General features: G+C 71.0%; 15 protein-coding genes and 1 tRNA gene. 11 read left to right on the top strand and 5 right to left on the bottom strand.

What is annotated here, in order from left to right; all coding sequences use genetic code 11:
* Positions 1–53: 53 nt before the first annotated feature.
* Positions 54–1,334: an MFS transporter gene (locus tag B9S58_RS20320; protein ID WP_103533538.1), complete on the bottom strand. Its 1,281-nt coding sequence runs from the start codon at positions 1,332–1,334 to the stop codon at positions 54–56.
* Positions 1,335–1,705: 371 nt separating this feature from the next.
* A complete protein-coding gene (locus B9S58_RS20315) occupies positions 1,706–3,277 on the bottom strand; it encodes a potassium/proton antiporter (RefSeq protein ID WP_374935694.1) in 1,572 nt (523 codons plus the stop codon).
* A 298-nt stretch (positions 3,278–3,575) separates the two neighbouring features.
* On the opposite strand from B9S58_RS20315, the gene B9S58_RS20310 reads away from it, so the two are divergent.
* Entirely contained in the window at positions 3,576–6,320 is a 2,745-nt protein-coding gene (locus tag B9S58_RS20310) for a penicillin acylase family protein (protein ID WP_103533536.1), read from the top strand.
* 2 nt (positions 6,321–6,322) lie between these two features.
* On the opposite strand, the gene B9S58_RS20305 is transcribed toward B9S58_RS20310, so the two are convergent.
* On the bottom strand, positions 6,323–6,934 hold the full coding sequence (locus tag B9S58_RS20305) for a 5-formyltetrahydrofolate cyclo-ligase (RefSeq protein WP_103533535.1): 612 nt from the start codon (positions 6,932–6,934) through the stop codon (positions 6,323–6,325).
* Between the two features lie 92 nt (positions 6,935–7,026).
* Here B9S58_RS20305 and galU point away from each other — a divergent pair, with 92 nt between their 5' ends.
* The 8 genes from galU (at position 7,027) to B9S58_RS20265 (ending at position 13,626) form a co-directional block, all read left to right on the top strand.
* The gene (gene galU / locus B9S58_RS20300; RefSeq protein WP_103533534.1) at positions 7,027–7,929 is read left to right on the top strand and encodes a UTP--glucose-1-phosphate uridylyltransferase GalU; all 903 of its coding nucleotides are present in this window, start codon (positions 7,027–7,029) and stop codon (positions 7,927–7,929) included.
* Positions 7,930–7,933: 4 nt separating this feature from the next.
* Entirely contained in the window at positions 7,934–9,244 is a 1,311-nt protein-coding gene (gene glp / locus B9S58_RS20295; protein ID WP_103533533.1) for a gephyrin-like molybdotransferase Glp, read from the top strand.
* A gap of 103 nt (positions 9,245–9,347) precedes the next feature.
* Positions 9,348–9,848 carry a cyclic pyranopterin monophosphate synthase MoaC gene (gene moaC, locus B9S58_RS20290; RefSeq protein ID WP_103533532.1) on the top strand — a complete coding sequence of 167 codons (501 nt, stop codon included), beginning with the start codon at positions 9,348–9,350 and terminating at the stop codon, positions 9,846–9,848.
* Positions 9,845–10,426, top strand: a complete 582-nt coding sequence (locus tag B9S58_RS20285; protein ID WP_103533531.1) for a molybdenum cofactor biosynthesis protein B — start codon at positions 9,845–9,847, stop codon at positions 10,424–10,426. The genes moaC and B9S58_RS20285 overlap by 4 nt, the downstream gene beginning before the upstream one ends.
* A 17-nt stretch (positions 10,427–10,443) precedes the next feature.
* Entirely contained in the window at positions 10,444–11,073 is a 630-nt protein-coding gene (locus B9S58_RS20280; RefSeq protein ID WP_103533530.1) for a GNAT family N-acetyltransferase, read from the top strand.
* Positions 11,074–11,229: 156 nt separating this feature from the next.
* Positions 11,230–12,456, top strand: coding sequence for a gephyrin-like molybdotransferase receptor GlpR (glpR, locus tag B9S58_RS20275; protein WP_103533529.1), 1,227 nt, complete (start codon positions 11,230–11,232; stop codon positions 12,454–12,456).
* 98 nt (positions 12,457–12,554) lie between these two features.
* A tRNA-Ala gene (locus B9S58_RS20270) sits at positions 12,555–12,628 on the top strand.
* A 182-nt stretch (positions 12,629–12,810) separates the two neighbouring features.
* Entirely contained in the window at positions 12,811–13,626 is an 816-nt protein-coding gene (locus B9S58_RS20265) for a DUF4253 domain-containing protein (RefSeq protein WP_103533528.1), read from the top strand.
* A 368-nt stretch (positions 13,627–13,994) separates the two neighbouring features.
* Here B9S58_RS20265 and B9S58_RS20260 read toward each other — a convergent pair whose 3' ends face one another.
* A complete protein-coding gene (locus B9S58_RS20260) occupies positions 13,995–17,627 on the bottom strand; it encodes an amino acid adenylation domain-containing protein (RefSeq protein ID WP_258044783.1) in 3,633 nt (1,210 codons plus the stop codon).
* A 1,292-nt stretch (positions 17,628–18,919) separates the two neighbouring features.
* Here B9S58_RS20260 and B9S58_RS20250 point away from each other — a divergent pair.
* Complete coding sequence (locus B9S58_RS20250; RefSeq protein WP_103533526.1) at positions 18,920–20,137, top strand: S1 family peptidase; 1,218 nt, start codon at positions 18,920–18,922, stop codon at positions 20,135–20,137.
* Between the two features lie 57 nt (positions 20,138–20,194).
* Here the strand turns inward: B9S58_RS20250 and B9S58_RS20245 are convergent, their stop codons facing one another.
* Positions 20,195–21,253 (bottom strand): helix-turn-helix transcriptional regulator, encoded by a 1,059-nt coding sequence (locus B9S58_RS20245; RefSeq protein ID WP_103533525.1) that lies wholly within the window; start codon positions 21,251–21,253, stop codon positions 20,195–20,197.
* A gap of 181 nt (positions 21,254–21,434) precedes the next feature.
* Here B9S58_RS20245 and B9S58_RS20240 point away from each other — a divergent pair.
* Positions 21,435–22,272: RNA polymerase sigma factor (locus B9S58_RS20240; protein ID WP_146063541.1), on the top strand; the 838-nt coding region annotated here is incomplete at its 3' end.

Raw genomic sequence — 22,272 nt, 5'->3', positions numbered from 1 at the left:
CACTCTCACTCAATGAGTGCTAACGACGCTCCATACTGACGTATTCCGTTGAATCAGTCCACTGTGACCGGCTCGCGGTGACCGATCCCACGTGCCACGGTGCGTCCCGGGGACCGGGGAGTCAGCCGTGAGCGCAGGGTCAGCAGGGTCACCAGGGCCAGTGCGGTTCCGGCCAGAGGCACCAGGAATCCGGTGCTCGAACCATGGGCGTCGGCGAGTTGCCCCGCCACCGTCACGGCCGCCGCCTGGCCGAGCGCCACGGCGCCCGTCAGCCAGGTGAAGGCCTCGGTGCGGGCGGTGGCGGGCACCAGCGACTCGACCAGGGTGTAGCCGCTGATCAGCGCCGGGGCGATGCAGAGGCCGACCAGCAGGCCGAGCCCGGCCAGCAGCGGCACCGAGTGCACGGCCCACAGGCCGGACGCGGTCAGGGTCAGTGCCACGTACCCGACGATCAGCCGGCGGCGCGGGCTGCTCTTCCAGGCGATGGCGCCGCAGGCGATACCGGCCAGCATGTTGCCCGCCGCGAAGATCCCGTAGAGCACACCGTTCACCCCGGGGTGGCCGATCTCCTCGGAGAACGCGGTCAGCGAGACCTGCATCCCGCCGAAGACCGCACCGATTCCCAGGAAGGCGATGGCCAGGACGCGCACGCCCGGTACGGAGAGCGCCGAGGCGTGCGGTTCGGCCGCGGTGGCCGCGTTGCGGGGCGCGGGCTGGGTGGCGCGCTGCGCGGCGAAGAGCAGGCCACCGACCAGGGTCAGGGCGGCTTCCGTGATCAGTCCGGCCGCCGGGTGCACGCCGGTGCACAGCGCGGTGACGATCACCGGGCCCAGGACGAACGTGAACTCGTCCGTCACCGACTCGAACGCGGCCGCGGTGGACATCAGCGGAGAGGCGGGCCGGTCGGGGGCCGCCCCCAGCATCGCCGCCCAGCGGGCCCGCACCATGGGGCCGATCTGCGGGATCGACGCACCGGTCGGCACGGCGGCGACGAACAGAGCCCACAGGGGTGCGTCCGCCAGCGCCAGCACGGTCAGGGCGCTCACGGAGACGGTGTGGAGGAGGACCCCGGGGAGCAGGACGGAGCGCTGCCCGAAGCGGTCGGCGAGCTTGCCGCTCTGCGGGGCGAACAGCGCCATGGAGACGCCGGAGACCGCCGCGACGGCGCCCGCGCTGCCGTACGAGCCGGTCGTGTGCTGCACGAGGAGGACGATGCCGATGGTGAGCATCGCGAAGGGCTGCCGTGCGGCGAAGCCCGGGAGGAGGAAGGTCCACACGCCGGGGGTGCGCAGCAGTTGCCCGTATCCGGGGCGGTCGGAGACCGTGGTTGCCACGGTCCTTGCCTTTCTGCCGCCTGGTAGCCCTGCTTCCCGGCGCCTTTGTGGGGCGGGCCGGACGGAAGCGGCCGAGAGCTGTCCTCTTCGCGCGGAACTGCGGTAGATGCCGGGCGACTCGCTGCAATCGGCGAAGAAACGCCGGGCGAAGAGACACCACGACCGCCATACGGTCGCGCCAGCTCTGCTTCAGACAGAGTTGGTCGATCAGGTTTGCCTTCATGCTACAGGCATGAAGTCGCGTGTGCCTGTGATTGCGCACAGGACTTCCGTATCAGCCTGTGATCTGCGACGCGTTCTTCGCTGGTCGCCTGTGTTGTCGCCTCAAGAGAGCACTCGGCGCACTCAGTGCGCTCAGGGCATCCAGGGGCTCAGGAGCGGGTCCTCGTACCGCTTCCACTCCCGCTTCCGTTGGCACTGGCGCCGCCGAGCTTCTTGGCCAGCTTCATCGCCTGAGGGATGGCGGACCCGCCATGGGGGCCCGCCGCACCAGGTGTGCCGGAAGCGGGGGGCCCGCCCGTGCCCAGCCAGCCTGCCAGCTTGCCGCCCTCGCCGACCGCCCGCAGCCGTTCCTCCGTCCTGTCTCGCACCGGATCGGTGGCCACCACCAGCAGCTCGTCCCCGCGCCGCAGCACCGTCGCCGGTGACGGCACGAAGCTCTTGTCCTCCCGGACCACCAGCGTCACCGCGGCGCCGGCCGGCAGCCGGAGCTCGCTGACCTCCACGCCGTGCATCTTCGACTTCGTGGGGATGGTGACCGAGAGCAGGTGCCCGCGCAGCCGCTCCAGCGGGGCGGATTCGACGCCCAGGTCATCGGCCTCGGACGGATCGTCGGCGATGTTCAGCCTGTTCGCCACCCAGGGCAGTGTCGGGCCCTGGATCAGGGTGTAGACGATGACCAGGACGAAGACGATGTTGAAGATTCTTGTACTGCCCTCCACCCCGGACACCATCGGAATGGTCGCCAGGACGATGGGCACCGCCCCCCGCAGCCCGGCCCACGACATGAGGACCTTCTCGCGGGCCGGCAGCCGGAACGGCGCGAGGCTCACGAAGACCGACAGGGGTCGCGCCACCACGGTCAGCACCAGGCCCACGACGATGGCCGGCCAGAAGTCGCCGATCAGATCGTGCGGGGTCACCAGCAGGCCGAGCAGCACGAACATGCCGATCTGGGCGAGCCAGCCGAGCCCGTCGGCGAAGCCGCGGGTGGCGGGCCAGTGCGGCAGCTTGGAGTTGCCGAGGATCATCGCGGCCAGGTAGACGGCGAGGAACCCGCTGCCGTGGGCCATGGCACCCGCCGCGTAGGCGGAAACCGCGATGGCCATCACGGCGATCGGGTAGAGGCCGGAGGCGGGCAGGGCCACGTGCCGCAGCGCCAGGGACCCCAGCCAGCCCACCGCGACGCCGATCGCGGCTCCGATGGCCAGCTCCATGGCGATCTCCGCGACCAGGACGTACCAGTGCTCGACCGGGCCGACTGCGGAGAACGCGACGACCAGGATGACGACGGGAGCGTCGTTGAACCCCGACTCGGCTTCCAGGACCCCGTTGACCCGGTGCGGCAGGGGCACCTTGCGCAGCACGGAGAAGACCGCTGCCGCGTCGGTGGAGGAGACGACCGCTCCGATGATGAGCGCCTGGCGCCACTCCAGGCCGACGAGGTAGTGCGCGGCCGAGGCGGTGACGCCCACGCTGATGCCGACGCCGACGGTCGAGATCACCGCGGCCGCGGGCAGGACGGGTCTGACCTCTTTCCACTTCGCCCCCAGCCCGCCCTCGGCCAGGATGACGACCAGGGCGGCGTAGCCGAACACCTGCGTCAGCTCGGCGTTGTCGAACTGGACGTCGAAGATGCCGTCCTGTCCCAGGGCGATCCCGATGCCGAGATACAGGAGCAGGCTGGGGAGCCCGCTGCGCGAGGAGATCCGTACCGCCACCACGGCGACGAGCAGGACGAGCGAGCAGACGAGCAGGAGTTCGTTGAGCGCGTGGACAGTCAGGGTCCGTTCCTTCCCTGCGTGCGCCTGCCGGATCGTCCACCGGCAGCCAGGTACTTCGTTACCTTACCTAATCGTTAACGGTTCCTTGACGGCTTCGAGTGTTCGCGCGAGGGAGACGCACGTTCGTGCGAGGGAGACGCAAATGGATGCATCCCTATACCGCGTCCGAGTGGCTTCTCCGCTGCGCCTATGGTTGCTCCTGCACTCCCAGGACCACCCTGCCCCTCGAAGGACAGCGATGCCCGCCAACACAACCGACTCTTCCGGCCCTTCCGACGCGAAGAAATCCGGCAGGAAGAAGGGGCGACGCGCCCGCCTGATCGTGCTCGTCCTGGTGCTGGCACTCGTCGCGGGTGTCGGGTTCGGGGCGTACTGGTCCGTGTCCACCGTGCGGGCCTCGTACCCGCAGACCACCGGGTCGATCACGCTCGATGGCCTTACCGGCGACGTCGAGGTCAAACGTGACTCCTACGGAATTCCGCAGATCTACGCGGACTCCGACGCCGACCTCTTCCGCGCCCAGGGCTTCGTCCAGGCCCAGGACCGCTTCTGGGAGATGGACGTCCGGCGGCACATGACGTCCGGCCGGCTCTCCGAGATGTTCGGTTCCGGACAGGTGGAGACCGATTCCTTCCTGCGCACGCTCGGCTGGCGGCAGGTGGCGCAGAAGGAGTACGACGAGGTCCTCGACGAGAGCACCAAGAAGAACCTCCAGTCGTACGCGGAGGGAGTCAACGCGTATCTGAAGGGCAAGGAAGGCCGGGACATCTCGGTCGAGTACGCGGCGCTGGGTCTGACCAACGACTACAAGCCCGGTGAGTGGACCCCGGTCGACTCGGTGGCCTGGCTCAAGGCGATGGCCTGGGACCTGCGCGGCAACATGCAGGACGAGATCGACCGTTCGCTGCTGACCAGCCGCCTCGACCAGGACCAGATCGAGGACCTGTACCCCGGCTACCCGTACAAGCAGCACAAGCCGATCGTCGAGCAGGGCGCGATCTCCCCGGTCACCGGGAAGTTCGACCCCGAGGCGACCCCGTCGGACAGCATCGGCTCCCCGACCCCCGAGGGCGCCACCGAAGGCCTGAACACCCAGCTCTCCGCGCTCTCCGACACCCTCGACGCGATCCCGGCGCTGCTCGGCCCGAACGGCAACGGCATCGGCTCGAACTCCTGGGTCGTCGACGGCAAGCACACGACGTCCGGCAAGGCGCTGCTCGCGAACGACCCGCACCTCGCGCCGATGCTGCCCTCCCTCTGGTACCAGATGGGGCTGCACTGCCGGGAGCTCTCCGAGGCCTGCCAGTACGACACGGCCGGCTACACGTTCTCCGGCATGCCCGGTGTGATCATCGGTCACAACCAGGACATCGCCTGGGGCCTCACCAACCTGGGCGCGGACGTCACCGATCTCTTCCTGGAGAAGGTCTCCGACGACGGCTACCTGTACGACGGCAGGACCAAGGAGTTCAAGACCCGCGAGGAGACCATCAAGGTCGCCGGCGGCAAGGACCGGAAGATCACGGTCCGTGCGACGAACAACGGGCCCCTGGTCTCCGACCGCAGCAAGGAACTCGACAAGGTCGGCCAGAAGGCCCCCGTCGGCAACGCCGCCCCCGACCGGGCCGACGGCTACGCGGTGGCGCTGAAGTGGACCGCGCTGGAGCCCGGCAAGTCCATGGACGCGATCTTCGCGCTCAACCGGGCCAAGGACTTCACGGCCTTCCGGGCGGCCGCCGAGAAGTTCGAGGTCCCCTCGCAGAACCTCATCTACGCCGACACCGACGGCAACATCGGCTACCAGGCCCCGGGCAAGATCCCGGTCCGCTCCGAGGGCTTCGACGGAACGGCCCCGGCGCCGGGCTGGGACCCGCGGTACGCGTGGAAGGGCTACATCCCCTTCGACGAGCTGCCCTACGAGTACAACCCGGACCGCGGTTACATCGTCACCGCCAACCAGGCCGTCATCGACGAGAAGAAGTACCCCCACCTCCTGACCAAGGACTGGGGCTACGGCGCCCGCAGCCAGCGGATCAACGACCTCCTCGCCCAGAAGATCAAGGGCGGCGAGAAGGTCTCGACCGATGACATGCAGAAGATGCAGATGGACAACTTCAGCGAGATCGCCGCGCTGCTGGTGCCCGAGCTGAAGAAGATCAACATCTCCGACCCGAGCGTCCGCGAGGCCCAGAAGCTGCTGGAGGGCTGGGACTACACCCAGGAACCCGACTCGGCCGCCGCCGCGTACTTCAACGGTGTCTGGCGCAACATTCTGAAGCTCTCCTTCGGCAACAAGCTGCCCAAGGAGATGCGCGTCGAGGGCGACTGCATCAATGTGCCGCCGGCCAAGAACAGTGGCCCGGCCGACCAGCAGAAGAAGCTCGTCCGCGAGTGCGGCCAGCGCGACGGCGACACCGCGCAGCCGGACGGCGGCGACCGCTGGTTCCAGGTGGTCCGCGACATCGTGGACGACCAGGACAACGAGTGGTGGAAGGCCCCCGCCCGGGGCCGCGAGGGCGCCCTGGAGAGCCGGGACGACCTGTTCGCCCGGGCGATGGAGGACGCGCGCTGGGAGCTGACGGCCAAGCTCGGCAAGAACATCTCCACCTGGAGCTGGGGCCGGCTGCACCGGCTGACGCTGAAGAACCAGACGCTCGGCACCGAAGGCCCCGGCCTGCTCCAGCGGGCGCTCAACCGCGGCCCCTGGAACCTCGGCGGCGGCGAAGCGGCGGTCAACGCCACCGGCTGGAACGCGGCGAGCGGCTACGAGGTCGTCTGGGTGCCGTCGATGCGCATGGTCGTCAATGTGGGGGACTGGGACAAGTCCCGCTGGATCAACCTCAGCGGGGCCTCCGGGCACGCGTTCAACGCGCACTACACCGACCAGACCGACAAGTGGGTCGACGGCGAACTGCTCGACTGGTCCTTCGGGACGGACGCGGTCGACGCGTCCACCGTCGACACGCTGAAGCTGGAACCGTAGCGCTACAGAGGGTTCACGAAGCGCCGCGCTCCGGCCGGTGTGACCACGGCGTCCACGGGGTGGTCGTGCGGTTCCGAGGGGACCCGCGCGACCACCTCGTCGTCGTACAGGAGTGCGACGAGTGACGGGTGCGCCCCGGCGGCCGTCAGCCGGGCCAGCACCCGGTCATAGCTTCCGCCGCCCCGCCCGAGCCGCATCCCGGCCCCGTCCACCGCCAGACCGGGCAGCAGCACCGTGTCGGCGTCCAGGACGGCGGCGGGGCCGAGAGGCGGGCCGTCCGGTTCAAGAAGCCCACGCCCGGCCGGCAGCAGGCGCTCCGGACCTTCGTAGACCGCCCAGTCCAGGTCGTTGTCGGTCAGAAGGACAGGCAGCAGCACCCGCACGCCGCGCCCGCGCAGCGCTTCCAGGAGGACGCGGGTGCCCGGTTCACGCCCCACGGAGACGTACGCGGCGACCGTGCGGGCGTCCGCGAGTTCGGGCAGGTGGAGGGCCGCGTCGGCGAGAACCGCGGCGGCCCGGACGGCGTCCTCCTTCGTCAGAAGGGCCCGCGCGGCGAGCAGTTCGCGCCGCAGGGAGCTCTTCGCGGACGCCTCTCCGGACTTTTCGGTGTTCATAGTGACTCGCACGATTCTCGTATGGGCATATTTGGTGACGAAGTTAACCGGAATATCAGCTTCCGGCCGTGCACAGCCGTTAGGGTCTGCACATGACTCAGTCGCACCCCAGGATCAGCAAGGCCGTCATCCCGGCAGCAGGTCTCGGCACCCGGTTCCTGCCCGCTACGAAGGCCACCCCGAAAGAGATGCTGCCTGTCGTCGACAAGCCGGCCATCCAGTATGTCGTCGAGGAGGCCGTGGCGGCGGGTCTCTCCGACGTGCTGATGATCACCGGCCGTAACAAGCGCCCCCTTGAGGACCACTTCGACCGCAACTACGAGCTGGAGTCCGCACTCACCCGCAAGGGCGATGCCGAACGCCTCGCCAAGGTCCAGGAGTCCAGCGACCTCGCCACCATGCACTACGTGCGCCAGGGCGACCCCCGCGGCCTCGGTCACGCCGTGCTGTGCGCCGCTCCGCACGTGGGCGACCAGCCCTTCGCGGTGTTGCTCGGCGACGACCTGATCGACCCGCGCGACGCACTACTGGCCCGGATGGTCGAGGTCCAGGAGCGCGAGGGCGGCAGCGTCATCGCACTGATGGAGGTCGACCCCTCGCAGGTCCACCTCTACGGCTGCGCCGCCGCGGACGCCACCATCGACGGCGACGTGGTCCGCATCACCGGCCTGGTCGAGAAGCCGGACCCGGCCGACGCCCCCAGCAACCTCGCCATCATCGGCCGGTACGTCCTGGACCCCGCGGTCTTCGACATACTGCGACACACCGAGCCGGGCCGCGGTGGCGAGATCCAGCTCACCGACGCGCTCCAGCTGCTCGCCGCGGACGAGAAGATCGGCGGCCCCGTGCACGGCGTCGTCTTCAAGGGCCGCCGCTATGACACCGGCGACCGCAGCGACTATCTGCGCGCCATTGTCAGACTGGCATGCGAACGTGAAGACCTGGGGCCGAACTTCCGGACCTGGCTGCGCAAGTACGTCGCTGAGGAGATGTAACCCCGTGAGCAGCACGATCTGGTCGGTGGACGAGCACCTGGACGACATCCTCGCCGCGGTCCGGCCGTTGGAGCCCATCGAGCTGCAGCTGCCGGACGCCCAGGGCTGCGTCCTCGTCAAGGACGTCGTCGTGGAGGTGGCCCTGCCGCCGTTCGACAACAGCTCCATGGACGGTTACGCGGTCCGGATCGCCGATGTTGAGGGTGCCGGCGAGGAGTTCCCCGCGGTCCTCACCGTCATCGGCGATGTCGCCGCGGGCAGTGCGGGACTCGCCGACGACCAGGTCGTGGGACCGGGACAGGCCGCCCGCATCATGACGGGCGCACCGCTGCCCGCCGGTGCGGAGGCCGTGGTCCCGGTCGAGTGGACCGACGGCGGTACGGGCGAGGGCCCGGCCGCCGCCATGCGCGCCCACAGCGACGCGCCCGAGGGCGCCACCGGCGAGGTCAGGGTGCACCGGCCCGTCGTGGCCCGCGCCCATGTGCGCGAGCGCGGCAGCGACGTCAAGCCGGGTGAGCTGGCCCTGGCCGCCGGGTCGGTCGTCGGCCCGCCGCAGATCGGGCTGCTCGCGGCGATCGGCTGCTCCACCGTGGTCGTACGGCCCCGCCCCCGCGTGGTCGTCCTGTCCACCGGCAGCGAACTGGTCCAGCCCGGCGAGACGCTGACCGGCGGCCAGATCTACGACTCCAACAGCTTCGCGCTGACGGCCGCCGCCCGGGACGCCGGGGCCATCGCCTACCGGGTCGGCGCGGTCGCCGACGACGCCGAGACGCTGCGCGCCACGATCGAGGACCAGCTGATCCGCGCGGACATCGTCGTCACCACGGGCGGTGTCAGCGTCGGCGCGTACGACGTGGTCAAGGAGGCGCTGTCCTCCGTCGGGGACGAGGACGAGCCGGGCGGCGGGGTCGAGTTCCGCAAGCTGGCCATGCAGCCGGGCAAGCCGCAGGGCTTCGGTTCGATCGGCCCGGACCACACCCCGCTGCTGGCCCTGCCGGGTAACCCGGTCTCCGCCTATGTCTCCTTCGAGTTGTTCGTCCGCCCCGCCATCCGTGCCCTGATGGGTCTCACCGACGTGCACCGCCCCACGGCCCGCGCCCGGCTGAGCGCGGACAAGGCGCTCACCTCGCCGGACGGCCACCGCCAGTTCCTGCGCGGCCGTTACGACGCGGAGGCGGGCACGGTCACTCCGGTCGGCGGTTCCGGATCGCATCTGATCGCCGCGCTCGCGCAGGCGGACGCGCTGATCGTGGTGCCCGAGGACGTCACCTCGGTCGAGCCCGGCACGGAGACGGACATGATCCTGCTCAGCTGACCGCCGCCCGGTGGCGGTACGGTATCTGCCGCCGTGCCTTCCGGGGGACCCCCTCCGGTTCCCAGCGGCCCATCGGCGTCCCCCTACCGCTAGGCGGAGTGAGTTGAGTACGCAGAACAGGTTGACGCACATCGACGAGGCGGGCGCGGCCCGCATGGTCGACGTGTCGGAGAAGGACGTCACCACCCGCGTCGCCCGCGCCGGCGGCCGGGTGCTCGTCTCGCCGCGCGTGATCGAGTTGCTGCGTGGCGAGGGAGTCCCCAAGGGCGACGCCCTCGCCACCGCCCGGATCGCCGGGATCATGGGGGCCAAGCGCACCCCGGACCTGATCCCGCTCTGCCATCCGCTGGCCGTCTCCGGTGTGACGGTCGACCTGAGCGTGGCCGACGACGCGGTGGAGATCACCGCCACCGTGAAGACGGCGGACCGCACCGGCGTCGAGATGGAGGCCTTGACGGCGGTGTCGGTGGCGGCGCTGACCGTCGTCGACATGATCAAGGCGGTCGACAAGAGCGCGGTCATCACCGACGTACGGGTCGAGGCGAAGTCGGGCGGCAAGTCCGGCGACTACCGGCGCACCGCGCCGGAGGGAACGGGCACGTGACGCCGCCCGGGCCCGGAACCCCCGGCCACCAGCAGCAGGCGCCCGGGCCCGGCCACGGACAGCAGCCGCCGCGGCCAGCCGGCTCCCCGTACCGCGCCCTCGTCGTCACCGCCTCAAACCGGGCCTCCGCCGGGGTGTACGCGGACAAGGGCGGCCCGCTGATCGCCGAGGCGCTGACCGGCCTCGGCTTCACGGTCGACGGCCCGCAGGTCGTCCCCGACGGTGACCCGGTCGAGGCGGCCCTGCGCGCGGGCGTCGCCGCCGGATACGACGTGATCGTCACCACCGGCGGTACGGGCATCTCGCCCACCGACGCCACCCCCGAGGCCACCCGCCGCGTCCTCGACCACGAGATCCCCGGTATCCCGGAGGCGATCCGGGCCGAGGGCCTCGCCAAGGTCCCGACCGCCGCCCTCTCCCGGGGCCTGGCCGGCGTGGCCTCCCGCACCTTGATCGTCAACCTGCCCGGCTCCACCGGCGGGGTGAAGGACGGGCTCGCGATCCTCGGCCGGCTCCTGGTGCACGCCGTCGACCAGCTCCGCGGCGGCGACCACCCCCGACCGGGGGGCCCGAGCTGAACATCGCGACCTGGCCGGTGACGCTGACCGACGGCGAGATTGTCCTGCGCCCGATAAAGATGCGTGACCAGCGGATGTGGCGCGAGGTCAACCGGCGCAACCGTGAGTGGCTGCGCCCCTGGGAGGCCACCGTCCCGCCGCCCGCCCCCGGCGGTCCGATGGCGCAGCGGCCCACGTACCGGCAGATGGTCCGCCACCTGCGCGTCGAGGCGAACGCGGGGCGGATGCTGCCGTTCGCCATCGAGTACGAGGGCCGGCTGGTCGGCCAGCTCACGGTCGCGGGGATCACCTGGGGCTCGATGTGCTCCGGTCATATCGGTTACTGGGTCGACCAGTCCGTCGCCGGTCGCGGGGTCATGCCGACGGCCGTGGCACTCGCCGTGGACCACTGCTTCCGCTCGGTGGGCCTGCACCGCATCGAGGTCTGCATTCGCCCGGAGAACGCGCCCAGCCGCAGGGTGGTGGAGAAACTCGGATTCCGTTCGGAGGGCGTGCGCCCGCGCTATCTCCACATCGACGGTGCCTGGCGCGACCACCTGATCTTCGCCCTTACCGCCGAGGAAGTGCCCGAGGGGATGCTCCGGCGCTGGCGCAGGTCGCGCCCCGTGACGCCCCGGAGCCCCGGCCCTCCCGGAAGAATAAAATAAGTGTTCGAATTTGATCGCCCGTGACCGCAATGGGTCGGGCTATCGGCGGCTGTTGATCCGAACAATCACAAAAAAAGTCCGTGATATCAGCCGGATCGTGCGACACACCGAGCCAATTGGCGGATCCTCCCGCGCAAACCCCTCTACGGTGTGAGCGTGAGCAGCAGCGGCCTCATCTACGCAGTCATCGTCGGGGCCTGGGCCGCCTACTTGGTGCCGATGTGGCTCCGCAGGCAGGACGAGCTCAACGAGGCCCGTCCGACGGAACGCTTCAGCACCGCCATCCGGCTACTGTCCGGACGGGCGGCGATGGAGCGCCGGTACGCCAAGGAGCTGCAGGAGCGTACCGCCGAGGAGGTGGCGCCCGACGTCGACCCGGACCGGGAAACGGACCGTATGGAATCCGTGGACGTCCGGGCCTTTGCCGCGCCTCCGGCGCACACGGAAGCCAGACTGAGCGACCCGGCGCACGCGCCCGAGCGCGCCCCGGGCCATCAGGCCTCCGACCGCCCGGCGCACGACCGCCCGGCGCACGATCGTCGGGCGGGGCATCAGTCGCCGGACCGTCAGCCGCACGAACGCCGGTCCGGTGAGCGCCCCGCGGAACACGTGCCCCCCGCCGAGCGACGCCCCCGCTCCGGCGCGGCCGAGGCCGAGCGCGCCCGGCGTGCCCAGCGCTCCCAGGTCCTGGCGCGGCGTCGGCGGACCACCGTCGTCCTCTTCCTGGCCTTCACCCTCGGCGCGGTCGTCGCCGCGGTCGGCGGGCTCGGCTTCCTGTGGGCGCCCGCCGCGCCGGCCGTGCTGCTGAGCACGTACATCGTGCATCTGCGCGCTCAGGAACGCCGACGGTTCGCCTTCACCATGGACCGCCGCCGGGCCGAGGTCGCGGCACAGCGACTCCGTGAGAACCGTCCCCGCAGGCACCAGCCCGCGGCCCCCGCCCCCGCCGAGCCCGACGGCGACTCCGAAGCGCACCACCCGGAGCCGGAGCCCACGCCCACGGTCTCCCCCCAGGAGGCTGGCCGACGCGCCCTCGTCGAGCAGACGGACCACGCGGAGTGGGTGGACCAGCAGCGCGAGCGCGGCCGCGTCCAGGGCGACAGCTGGGAGCCCGTCCCCGTACCGCTGCCCACCTACGTCACCGCGCCCGTCGCGCCCCGGGCCACGGGCGGCGTGGAGGTCGGTGATCCGGAGACCTGGAGCGCGGCCCGCTCCAGCACTGCCGAGCCTGCCCGGACGGGCACGTCGCACCCGACGGCCCCCGCGGTCGACCCGGCACCGCGCCAGCGCACGAACCAGTCCCGCCGCAACCGCGACCGGGGTCGGACCCCGCTCTTCGACCAGTACGACGACGAGGACCGGCCGCGTGCGGCCAATGAGTGAGGCGGCGGGTGGGGCTCGGGAACCCCGACACCGCTGACCAGCGGAGGAACGGATTTCCAAGCACCCCTGTGGGGGTGCTAGAGTTTCACACGTCGCAAGGGCCTGTGGCGCAGTCTGGTAGCGCACCTCGTTCGCATCGAGGGGGTCTGGGGTTCAAATCCCCACAGGTCCACAACCGACTGTTCTTGAGTTAGCTCAGGAGCGTTGACGAGATCCCGTCCGATCGCAAGATCGGGCGGGATCTTCGTCGTTTCTGGGCCGTTCGATGCCCGTTCGGGGTGGTGGGCGCGTGGTGGACGGCAGTGAGCTCGGATGGGGGCCTGCACTGTCAGCCCCTGCCTCTACTGTCGGCGCATGGTGATGGACACGAACAACCTGCCCCGGCTCGCGACCGACCCGAGCGGCCGGGCCCTCGGCCTCGACCTTCCTGCGGGGAGGCTGCTGAACGAGACGTACCAAGGGCCCTGGGGGGAGCCGCTGATGTGGCTGGCCGACGCGCGCGCGGTGCCCGGGCAGTGGTCCGCGCAGGAGGCCGCGCGCCGGGCGGCGGGCCTTGTGCCGGTGCTGGTGGACGTCGGCGGTCCGTTGGGTGACCCGGAGAGCTGGGACCTGATGTGTGGAAACCTGTCCTATCCGGAGGACTTGGGCGACGACGAGATGCTGGCGATCCTCTGGGAGGAGATCCAGAGGGAGCGGGCCGAGGGGGCGGTGGCCCCCTTCGACACACCGTGGCCGGGGCTCGCCGGGGCGGTGCCGCCCGACGCCGACCCCGACGTACAGGCGGCCGGGATCGCCGACGCTCTTTCAGGCAGTGGCTCCTGGCTGAAAGAGCCACGTCTTGCCCTGGTCCCCACGGGCCGCAACGCCGACATACCCGCGGCCATCGGCTGGACCGGCTCGCTGAACCACGTGGACGATCCCGGTATCCTCAGTGCAGTCCTGCGCAGTTGGGAGGAGCGCTTCGGGACCCGGATCGTGGCACTCACAGCGGACCGGATCGTCCTCTCGGTCGCCGCACCGCCCACCACCGCGGAGCAGGCGGAGGCCGTGGCCGTCGAGCACGCCGCATTCTGTCCGGACGGCCTCGCCCGGAGCCGTCACGGTGCCCTGGACGACTATGCCGCCCACGAGATCCTCGGGCGGCGCACCTGGGTCCACCACTGGGACTGACGGCCAGACGCGGGGGAGCCGGTCGCGAAGCCGGGGGCGAAGGCCCACGAGTGCCGGGACGCACCCGGCTCGGCGGTGACACCCCGGGGGCCGCGAACCGGACGGCTCCGCCGGTGCCGCGCCCGGACCACCGCCGCGCAGGCGGTCGAGCTGTCACCCGTTGTCCAGCTGGGCAGGCGGCCGGCCGTTGTCAGGGCATGCGAACCGGCCCGGTCGCCCGGGGCCGGTGGTCCTGATGTGCGGCTGTGACGCGCCTCGATCAGAAGTTGGCCGGCCGCTGTGCGCCGATGGCGCGGCCAGCCTGGTCGGAGGCTGTGGCGGCTTGTTCGCACAGGTCGGCCCGGGCGGGGCGGCTCACACCGCTTTCCTCACGCGCCATTCGTTGAACTCTGCCAGTCACTGAGTCGTCCGATGAGCCAGACGAACGGCTGCGTATGGCCGGTGAGCACACAGGTGCCCGCGATCACGCTTTCCAGCAGGCTCTCCACGTTCCGTGAGCACAGTGCGGCTGTTGCCTCATCGTCGGCCAGGCGAAGCGAACAGGCAGGCGTCGCGGCAGTGCTGTCGGGCTCTCGGGTGACCCCGTGTTCGTTGATCCGGACGACGAGATCCTCTTGCCCTCCTGGCAGTACGATCGTGACCACGAGATGTGGCGCCGGTGCGGGAAGCCCGGCCAGGACGGATTCCAGATAGGTCGTCAACGCGTCGGCCCAGTTCGCCACGTCGACTCGTGTGGACTGCTCGTCCCTTTCCTCTCGCAGGTCCAGCTCACCGTGCGACGTAGGAGCTGTCGCGGTTTCCGCCTCGGCGTCGATCAGGGCCCGCAGTGTCTCGTCGACGTCCGCCCGGGTATGGGACGCCGAGCAGATGAACCGCAGGCGGCCTCGCCCGCGTTCGACAATCGGGTAGGTCACGGCAGCGGCATGGACGCCCCGCCGGAAAAGCCCTCGGGTTATCGCCCGCAGCTTCTCGCCGTCGGAGAAGAAGGGGGTGATGATCAGCCCGTCCCCCGTGCCGAGTTCGTAGCCGGCGTCCGAGAACCGCTGCCGCATGTAGTGCGCGGTTTCCCACAGCCTGGCCCGCAGCGCGTCGCCCGCAGCGACCCTGCGCAGGGCGGCCAGAGCCGCCGCCACGTCGGCAGGTGAGATGTTCGCCTGGAAGACGTACGACCTCGCCGACGCCCTCAGCAGGGCAATGTGCTGTTCCCGGGCCGCGACCACACCGCCGATGCTCCCGAGGGCCTTGCTCAGGGTCGTGAGGACGAAGTCAACCTGCTCGGTGACGCCTTCCGCGGCGCACAGTCCGGCACCCCGCGCTCCGTAGAGCCCGAACGAGTGGGCCTCGTCCACGAGCACGAGCGCGCCGGACTCCGTCGCGGCGGACACGAGCTCCCGCAGCGGCGCCGCACCCTCGCCCATGCTGTACACGCTCTCGAGCACCACCAGCGTCGTACGGTAGGGCGAGGACTCCGCTGTGAGGACCGCCCGCAGGTCGGCCGCGTCGTTGTGCCGGAAGGTCCGCACCCTCGCGCCGCTCAGGCGGGCCCCGTCCACCAGGGAGGCGTGGCAGAGCTGGTCCATGACCACGACGTCCTGATCGCCCACGATTCCGGCGACGGCTCCGAGGCTCGCGGTGAACCCGGTGGGGAACAGGCAGGCGGCCGGCTTGCCCACCATGGCGGCGAATTCTTGCTCGAAGTCCGTGTGGAGGCCGGTCTGCCCCGAGCCCGCCGCCGATATCCCCATCCCGGTACCGAACCGGCTCAGCGCCCTGCGTGCCTCCTCGATGACCTCCTCGTCGCGGTTGAGTCCGAGGTAGAGGTTGGTGGTCCAGATGAGCGCCTCGTGCTCCTCGCCCGTGGCCGGGTCGGCGACGAGGCCCCGCTCGGCGCTTCCGGTGCGGACGACCTTTCCGTACGGGTCCAGTCCCGAGCGCGCCAGGAGGCCCCGGAAATGCTGTACGAGTGCGCCCCTGTCGGTCGCCGACCAGGCCGGCACCTTGGCGGCGAACGCCGGCGGGTGCCCGGACCGGAGCTGGTCCTGGAACACACCGAGCCGATCCGCGGCCCCGACGCCCTGCGGGCGCCCGCGCACCTCGCCGCCGCCGGAAGCACGGCCCAGCACCGCCAGCAGCCCGTCGACGGCCTCCTGGGGAGTCATCTGCTCCACCAGGGTGGATGAAGGCAGGTCAGTGGCCAGCCCCCGCGACAGGCGCACCGTGAGCTCCGCGATGTCCAGCGAATCGACCCCCAGCGCGGCCAGCGGCTCGTCCGGCCCGACCGCACCGGGGCCGGGAGCGCCGAGGAGCAGCGCCGTCTCCTCCATCACCATGGCGAGCAGTACCGAGCGCCGCTGCTCGTGCGGCGAGGGCAGCGCACCGGGTCCGGTCCGCGGGGCGACCGGGCCGTCGCCGCCCCCCTTCCCTTCGGGAGCCACCTCGTCGCCGTGGTGTGCGGGGGCGGGGAGCCGAAGCCGGTCGACCTTGCCGTTGGGCAGTTTCGGCAGCTCGGCCGGCAGCATGACGTGGTGTGGGCTCATGTACTTGGGCAGGCGGTCGGCCAGGTGGGAGCGCACGGTCGATGCCGTTACCGACTCCTGGCGGCTCACCGCGTACGCCGTCAGGAGGCTCTTGCCCTCGCCTGTGGTGGCAACGACCGCGGCCTCGTCCACTCCGGGCATCGAGGCCAGGACGGCCTCGATCTCGTCGAGTTCGATCCGGTGGCCCCGGATCTTGACCTGCCGGTCGGCGCGGCCGAGGAACTCGAGTTCCCCTGTTTCGGTCCATCGGCACAGGTCGCCGGTCCGATAGATCCGTTGCTCCGGGACCGGGCCGTCCGGCGCGAGGGCCGGGAAGCTCTGGCGGGTGCGCTCGTGGTCATGGAGGTACCCCCTGGCCAGCTGGTCGCCCGCGAGAGCCAGCTCTCCCGCCGTGCCGGCCGGCACCGGCCGCAGGGACTCGTCCAGTACGTACGCCCGTGCCTTGAGGACCGGCCCGCCGATGGTGATCGGCCCGCTTCCCGCTTCGGCGGCGGTGATGAACACGGTGGCCTCGGTCGGGCCGTATACGTTCACGACCCGCGGCGCACAAGGATCAGCGTGCACCCGCTCCACCAGAGAACGGGACAAGACCTCACCACCCAGCACCACACACCGCAACCCACCGGGCAGCGGCCCGGCCGCGAGCAGCGCCTTCATCGCGGACGGCACCATGATGGCCGTGCGCACGCGGTGCGCTGCGGGCAGCTCGCGCAGGGCGAGCACGTTCTCGGACAGGACGACGGTGCCGCCGAGGACGAGCGTCCCCAGCATCTCCATCACCGAGGGGTCGAAGCAGACCGAGGCCGCGGCCAGGACGCCCGTCAGGTCCTCGTCGTCCAGGAGCCGGTGCATGGAGGCGGCCATCGCCACCACGCCGCGGTGCTCGACCGCCACGCCCTTGGGCTTCCCGGTCGACCCCGAGGTGTAGATGACGTACGCGAGATCACCGGCCGAGCAGACCGCCGGCGACACCGTCGGCGATGCCGCCGGGCGGTCCGGAACCGCGTCGAGGCGCACGCGATCGGGAGCCGCCGAGCACAGCGCCGCCGTCCCGGCGTCGACGACCACCGACGCCGCCCGGGAATGCTCGATCATGTAGCGCACCCGTTCGGCCGGGTAGGCGGGGTCCATGGGCACATAGGCGCAGCCTGCCCGCAGCACTCCCAGCAGGGTCGCGACCAGCTCCCACGTCCGGCCGAGGCACACGCCGACGAGCGCCCCCGGCGCCACGCCCCGGGCGGCCAGCTCCTCGGCGATCGCCTCCGCCCGGGCCCACAGCCGCTCGTAGTCGATGTCGACCGTCCCGTCCACGACGGCGATCCGACTCCCCTGGCGCGCCGCCCGGGCCTCGAACAGCACCCAGACGGTCTCGTCCGTACCGCCGCCCGCTGCGGGTGCGTGCGTGTTCCTGCGGTCCGGGGTGCCCGCTCGCCCGCGGTCGGTCTCGTGTTCGGCGTGCTGCATCTCCTGCTCCCAACAAACAGAGATGGTGATACTCCGTCGAGCATCCTGGGGAAATGCTGAGAACTCTGAGCTCCTGCAGGGTGATGCGGGCTCGATCAACGAGCCCCCGTGCTCCTCGCGCAGCGCGTTCCAGGTGTGCGGCACCGCGCTGGGCGGCTTCACCACGGGCCCCGGCGCGGGTGCCCGCCGTCGCGTTGTCGAGAGAGACCCGGAGCGGAGGACTCACGAAGTCCTCCTGGCCTTCCGTGTGCTCTGCGGCATAGGGCCCCATACTCCACGACGAGGTACGAGCAGGGGCGGACGCTGTGAGCAGCTGCCGGACAACTGCCCCTCTCGGCAGTCCACTTCGCAAGAGCCGCAACGCGTGTCTCCGGGTTCCGCGGACGGTCCACCGAAGCATGCTTGACGTGCCGGCCGCGGGCGGCGCGCGAGCTGATCGTCACGCGTCGTGCCGATCATGTCCAGCAGCACGCCGGCGTGATGGGCGGCAGGATCCTCGTACGCCGTTCCCTTCCACTCTCCGCCATGCCTGGGGACCCGCGCGGGCAGTCGCTGGTCAAAGGGCATAGCGGACTCTCCGGGCGCCGTGCCGCACGCGTCGGTTCTCAGCCTAGGTCCTGTCCGAAGTCGTGATCAAGGGGTGGCATGCCTCCTTCGGTGCGTCGCCGAGGGGCAGGCCATCTGTGATGACACGTAGGCAACTCGCTTGCAGAAAAGTGAAGTTGATCGAGTCGTTTCTGTCGATGAGCAGGTCCGGCCCGTATCCGGAGCATCGGCGCGCGCAGTGCCGGGGCGTGATCGAGAAATCCCGCTCGGGTGCCCGGCGGCGGGAGATGCCACTGGAGTTCGGGGCCTGGCAGACCGCCTGCGACCGCCTCGTCCGGTGGTGTGGAGCACGCGTCTTCCGGGCCCATCCGCACCAGGGGGTCTCATCGGCCATTGTCCGCTGCTCCGCCCGCTGTTCGCGGATCCGCCCACTTGCTCTCGCGCCCGAAGGCGCCGCGCGGAGATCGTGGTCGGGCCGGTCGCGGACGCGTCGCCGTGTCCGGTGTGAACGATCCGCACCTGGCGTTCTCCGGCGATCTCTCTACAGTTCTTGGCCAGTTCTGTAGAAAAGATCCCTACCGCCGCTTCTTGTCGAGGCAGTTCCGGCTGCGCCAGAGTTCGGGGCGCGGCGACAGGAACATGTCATCGCCGCCGGGCAGTGTCCATGGAACACATCGCGCTTCCCCAGGCGTGGTGTGGCCACCCCCCATTGTCTGGACGCTCGCCTGCGTAGCGGAAGGAATCGCGTGAAGCACGGAAAGAAGAACGCGCGCAGATACATCGTCGCCGCCTCCATCGGCGCTCTCCTGTCGGCCGGAGCCGCCACAGGTGCTTACGCCGGTACGGCGGGGGAGCCCTCGGCCCCCGCGGCTCCGGCGTACCAGCCGGAGATGGTCAAGGCGCTCGCCACGACCCTCGGCGTCAGCGAGAAGGCCGCAGTGCAGCGGCTGGACCGGGAGGCCCGGCAGCAGGACCGGTTCGCGGAGCTGCGGGAGGACCGGGTCAGCACGCTCGGGGCCTTCTTCGCCGAGGACGGGTCACTGGTCGTCAACGCCGCCGACGCCGGGGCGGCGAAGGAGGTCAGGGCCGCGGGGCTCAAGGCCCGGGTCCCCGAGCGCGGGGAGAGCGAGCTCGACCGCATCAAGGCGCAGCTCGACGCCAAGGCGCTCAAGAGCGCCCCGGCCGGAGTGTCGGCCTGGTCGGTCGACCTCGCGTCGGACACCGTGACCGTCGAGGTCAACGGCGACTCCGACGCCGCGACCCGCAGCTTCCTCAAGGCCGCGAAGAGCAACGGCGACGCCGTACGCGTCGTCAAGGGGCAGGAGAAGCTGGAGACCCAGGCCGTCGTTCCGCCCGGCAGCCGGATGACCTTCAACGGCTACCTCTGCTCCGTCGGCTACGGCGCCGAGGACCGTTACGGCAGGCAGGTGCTCGTGACCGCCGGGCACTGCATCGAGGACCTGCCCGAACTGGCCTACAACGGAACCCGGTTCGCCAAGGGCACCCACACCCGGTTCGCGCTGGGCACCCGCAGCGTGGACATGGGCATCGCCGCCGTCGACGCCGGCAACTCGATCGGCCTCGACGTCACCACGTACGGCAGGGCCGGCACCGTCCCGGTCGAGGGCAGCAAGCGGGCCCCCTCCGGTGCGGCGCTCTGCAAGTCCGGCCAGACCACCGGCTGGACCTGCGGCAAGGTCGGCTCGTACAACGTCAGCGTCACCTACACCGACCGGAACGGCGGTCCGGACACCGTCGTGACCGGCCTGGCGAGCTCCAGCGTCTGCACCCAGGGAGGGGACAGCGGAGGCGCGTACATCTCCGGTGACCAGGCCCAGGGCATGACGTCCGGCGGTCCCAGCAACCAGCGCTGCAACGGCCAGGTCAACGCGCGCGGCTCCTCCTACTTCCAGCCGCTCGACGACGCCCTCGCCTACTACGGGCTGACGCTCAACACCAAGTAACCGCAGTCAGGTTACCGACCGGACCAGGCCACCCCCCAGACGCGGGAGGCCGTCCACTCATCCTGGGCGGCCTCCCGTTCCCTCTGTTCCCGGCCCGTGGTCCCACGCCACCCCGTGGACCCCGGGCTTGCACCGGGAGGTGAGCACATGGACGTTGTGGGCGTCGCTCAGCGGGATACGCCGCCGGCCGCGGGGCGGGGCGCCGACCTTCTCCCGGACGTAGCGGTGGCAGTCCGACGGCAGGGCGCCGGGGTGGAAGAAGACCTGCTGGAGGTACTCGTGGAGGTTCGTCCGCGACCAGCGCTCGTAGTGCGTGGCCGGCGTCTCGGACGGGCTCACGTCGACCGCGTAACTCACCACCGCGGTGTCCAGCTTGGCCAGTTTCCGGCCGAAGTGGATCTCCAGCACCAGGGATTTGAGCCCCTTCAGATACGTGGCGTCGACGAGGCGTCCGCAGGTGACCCTGATGTCGACGGGTTCGGCCGCCTCGTCGTCGAAGCTGAGCACGAAGATCGCCCGGTCCGCCCCCGCCCGGCTGGCCCGCAGCACGTTCGTGGTGGAGATCCCGCTCAGCGTGCCGCTCTCGCCGACCTGCACGATGTCGTGGACGACCAGCGAACCGGTCTCCTGGTTGAAGTGGCGGAAGCGCGCGCCGAGCGCCTTCTCCACCACCGAGTCCTCCCCGAGGATCTGGAGCGCCGCCCCCTCCGCACCGGGCGGGGTGATCCGGCCGCGCGGGCGGCGCGGTCCGAGCAGCGAGCGCAGGGATCCGGCGGGCAGCTCCAGGATCTCCTCCAGCACCTCCACCGCCCGCAGGGACCGGGCCCGTTCGGGCTGGCTGCGGCCGCGCTGCCAGCTGCTGAGCGTCGCCTGGCTGATGGTGATGCCCCGCACCCTGAGCCGTTCGCTCACCCGCTCCAGGGACAGCCCGCGGCGGTTCAGCGCCTCCCGCAGCACCCCGGGGAAGGTGTCGGCGCCGGTCGCCGCCGCGTGCAGGGCCGAGGTGGTGATGGCCTCGCCCGTCCGCGCCGCGGTGACATGAGCCTCGGTGACCTGTGCTCCGGTGGAGCCCGGACCGGCGGCGCGCGCCCCGTCGGTGTCGGTTCTGCTCGACATGTCCCTCCTGTTCCCGGAACTCTCTCGGCGGGACGGCCGACAGGCCCCCGCATACTGGTTGACCACCGGACAGGGGACGGATAACGAAACCCCCGGGGGTGACCTGTCCCACATCCCCTCGGAGGCGCCGTCACGCGTCCCCGGCCGGGGACGCGAGCACCTGGTGAACGGAGTGAAGGGCGTGAACGGCGTGGACAGCACCGCTCTGGTCATCGCGGCGAGGAACGGCGACCGGGCCGCCGGGGAACGGCTGGCCGGCCAGTACCTCCCCCTGGTCTACAACGTCGTCGGGCGCGCCCTCAACGGCCATCCGGACGTGGACGACGTGGTGCAGGAGACCATGCTCCGGGCGCTGTCCGGACTGCACTCGCTGCGCGATCCGGCCCGCTTCCGTTCCTGGCTCGTCGCCATCGCCATGAACCAGGTACGCACCCGCTGGTCCGGTCTCGGCCACCGCCCCGCCCCGCTGGAGGCGGGCGAGGACCCCGCCGATCCCGCCGCCGACTTCGTCGACCTGACGATCCTGCGCCTCGAACTCTCCGGGCAGCGGCGCGAGACGGCCGAGGCGACCCGCTGGCTGGACGACGCCGAACGCGATGTGCTGTCCCTGTGGTGGCTGGAGACGACCGGCGATCTCACCCGGCCCGAACTCGCCGAGGCGCTCGGCCTGTCCCCGCAGCACGCCGCCGTACGCGTCCAGCGGGTGAAGAACCAGCTCGACGTCGGCCGCGCGGTCGTCCGGGCCCTGGCGTCCGACCCCCGCTGCCCGGTCCTGGAGGACCTGCTGGGCGACTGGGACGGTACGCCGACGCCGCTGTGGCGCAAGCGGATCGCCCGCCATGTACGGGGCTGCGCCTCCTGCTCCGACGGCAGTACGGGGCTGGTCCCGCCGGAGGGCCTGCTCTCCGGGCTCGCCCTTGTGGTGCCGCTCCACGACAGCGGGCAGCAGGCGGCGGCGGCCGTCGCCTCATCGGCCGCACCGGCCACCGCGTCCGCGTCCGCCGCCGCCCCTTCCGCCG

This window comes from Streptomyces sp. SM11 (assembly GCF_002910905.1).
In the GTDB taxonomy this organism is placed as follows: domain Bacteria; phylum Actinomycetota; class Actinomycetes; order Streptomycetales; family Streptomycetaceae; genus Streptomyces.
The sequence above is the reverse complement of the archived record's forward strand: the minus strand, read 5'-3'. Positions and strand labels throughout refer to the sequence as shown.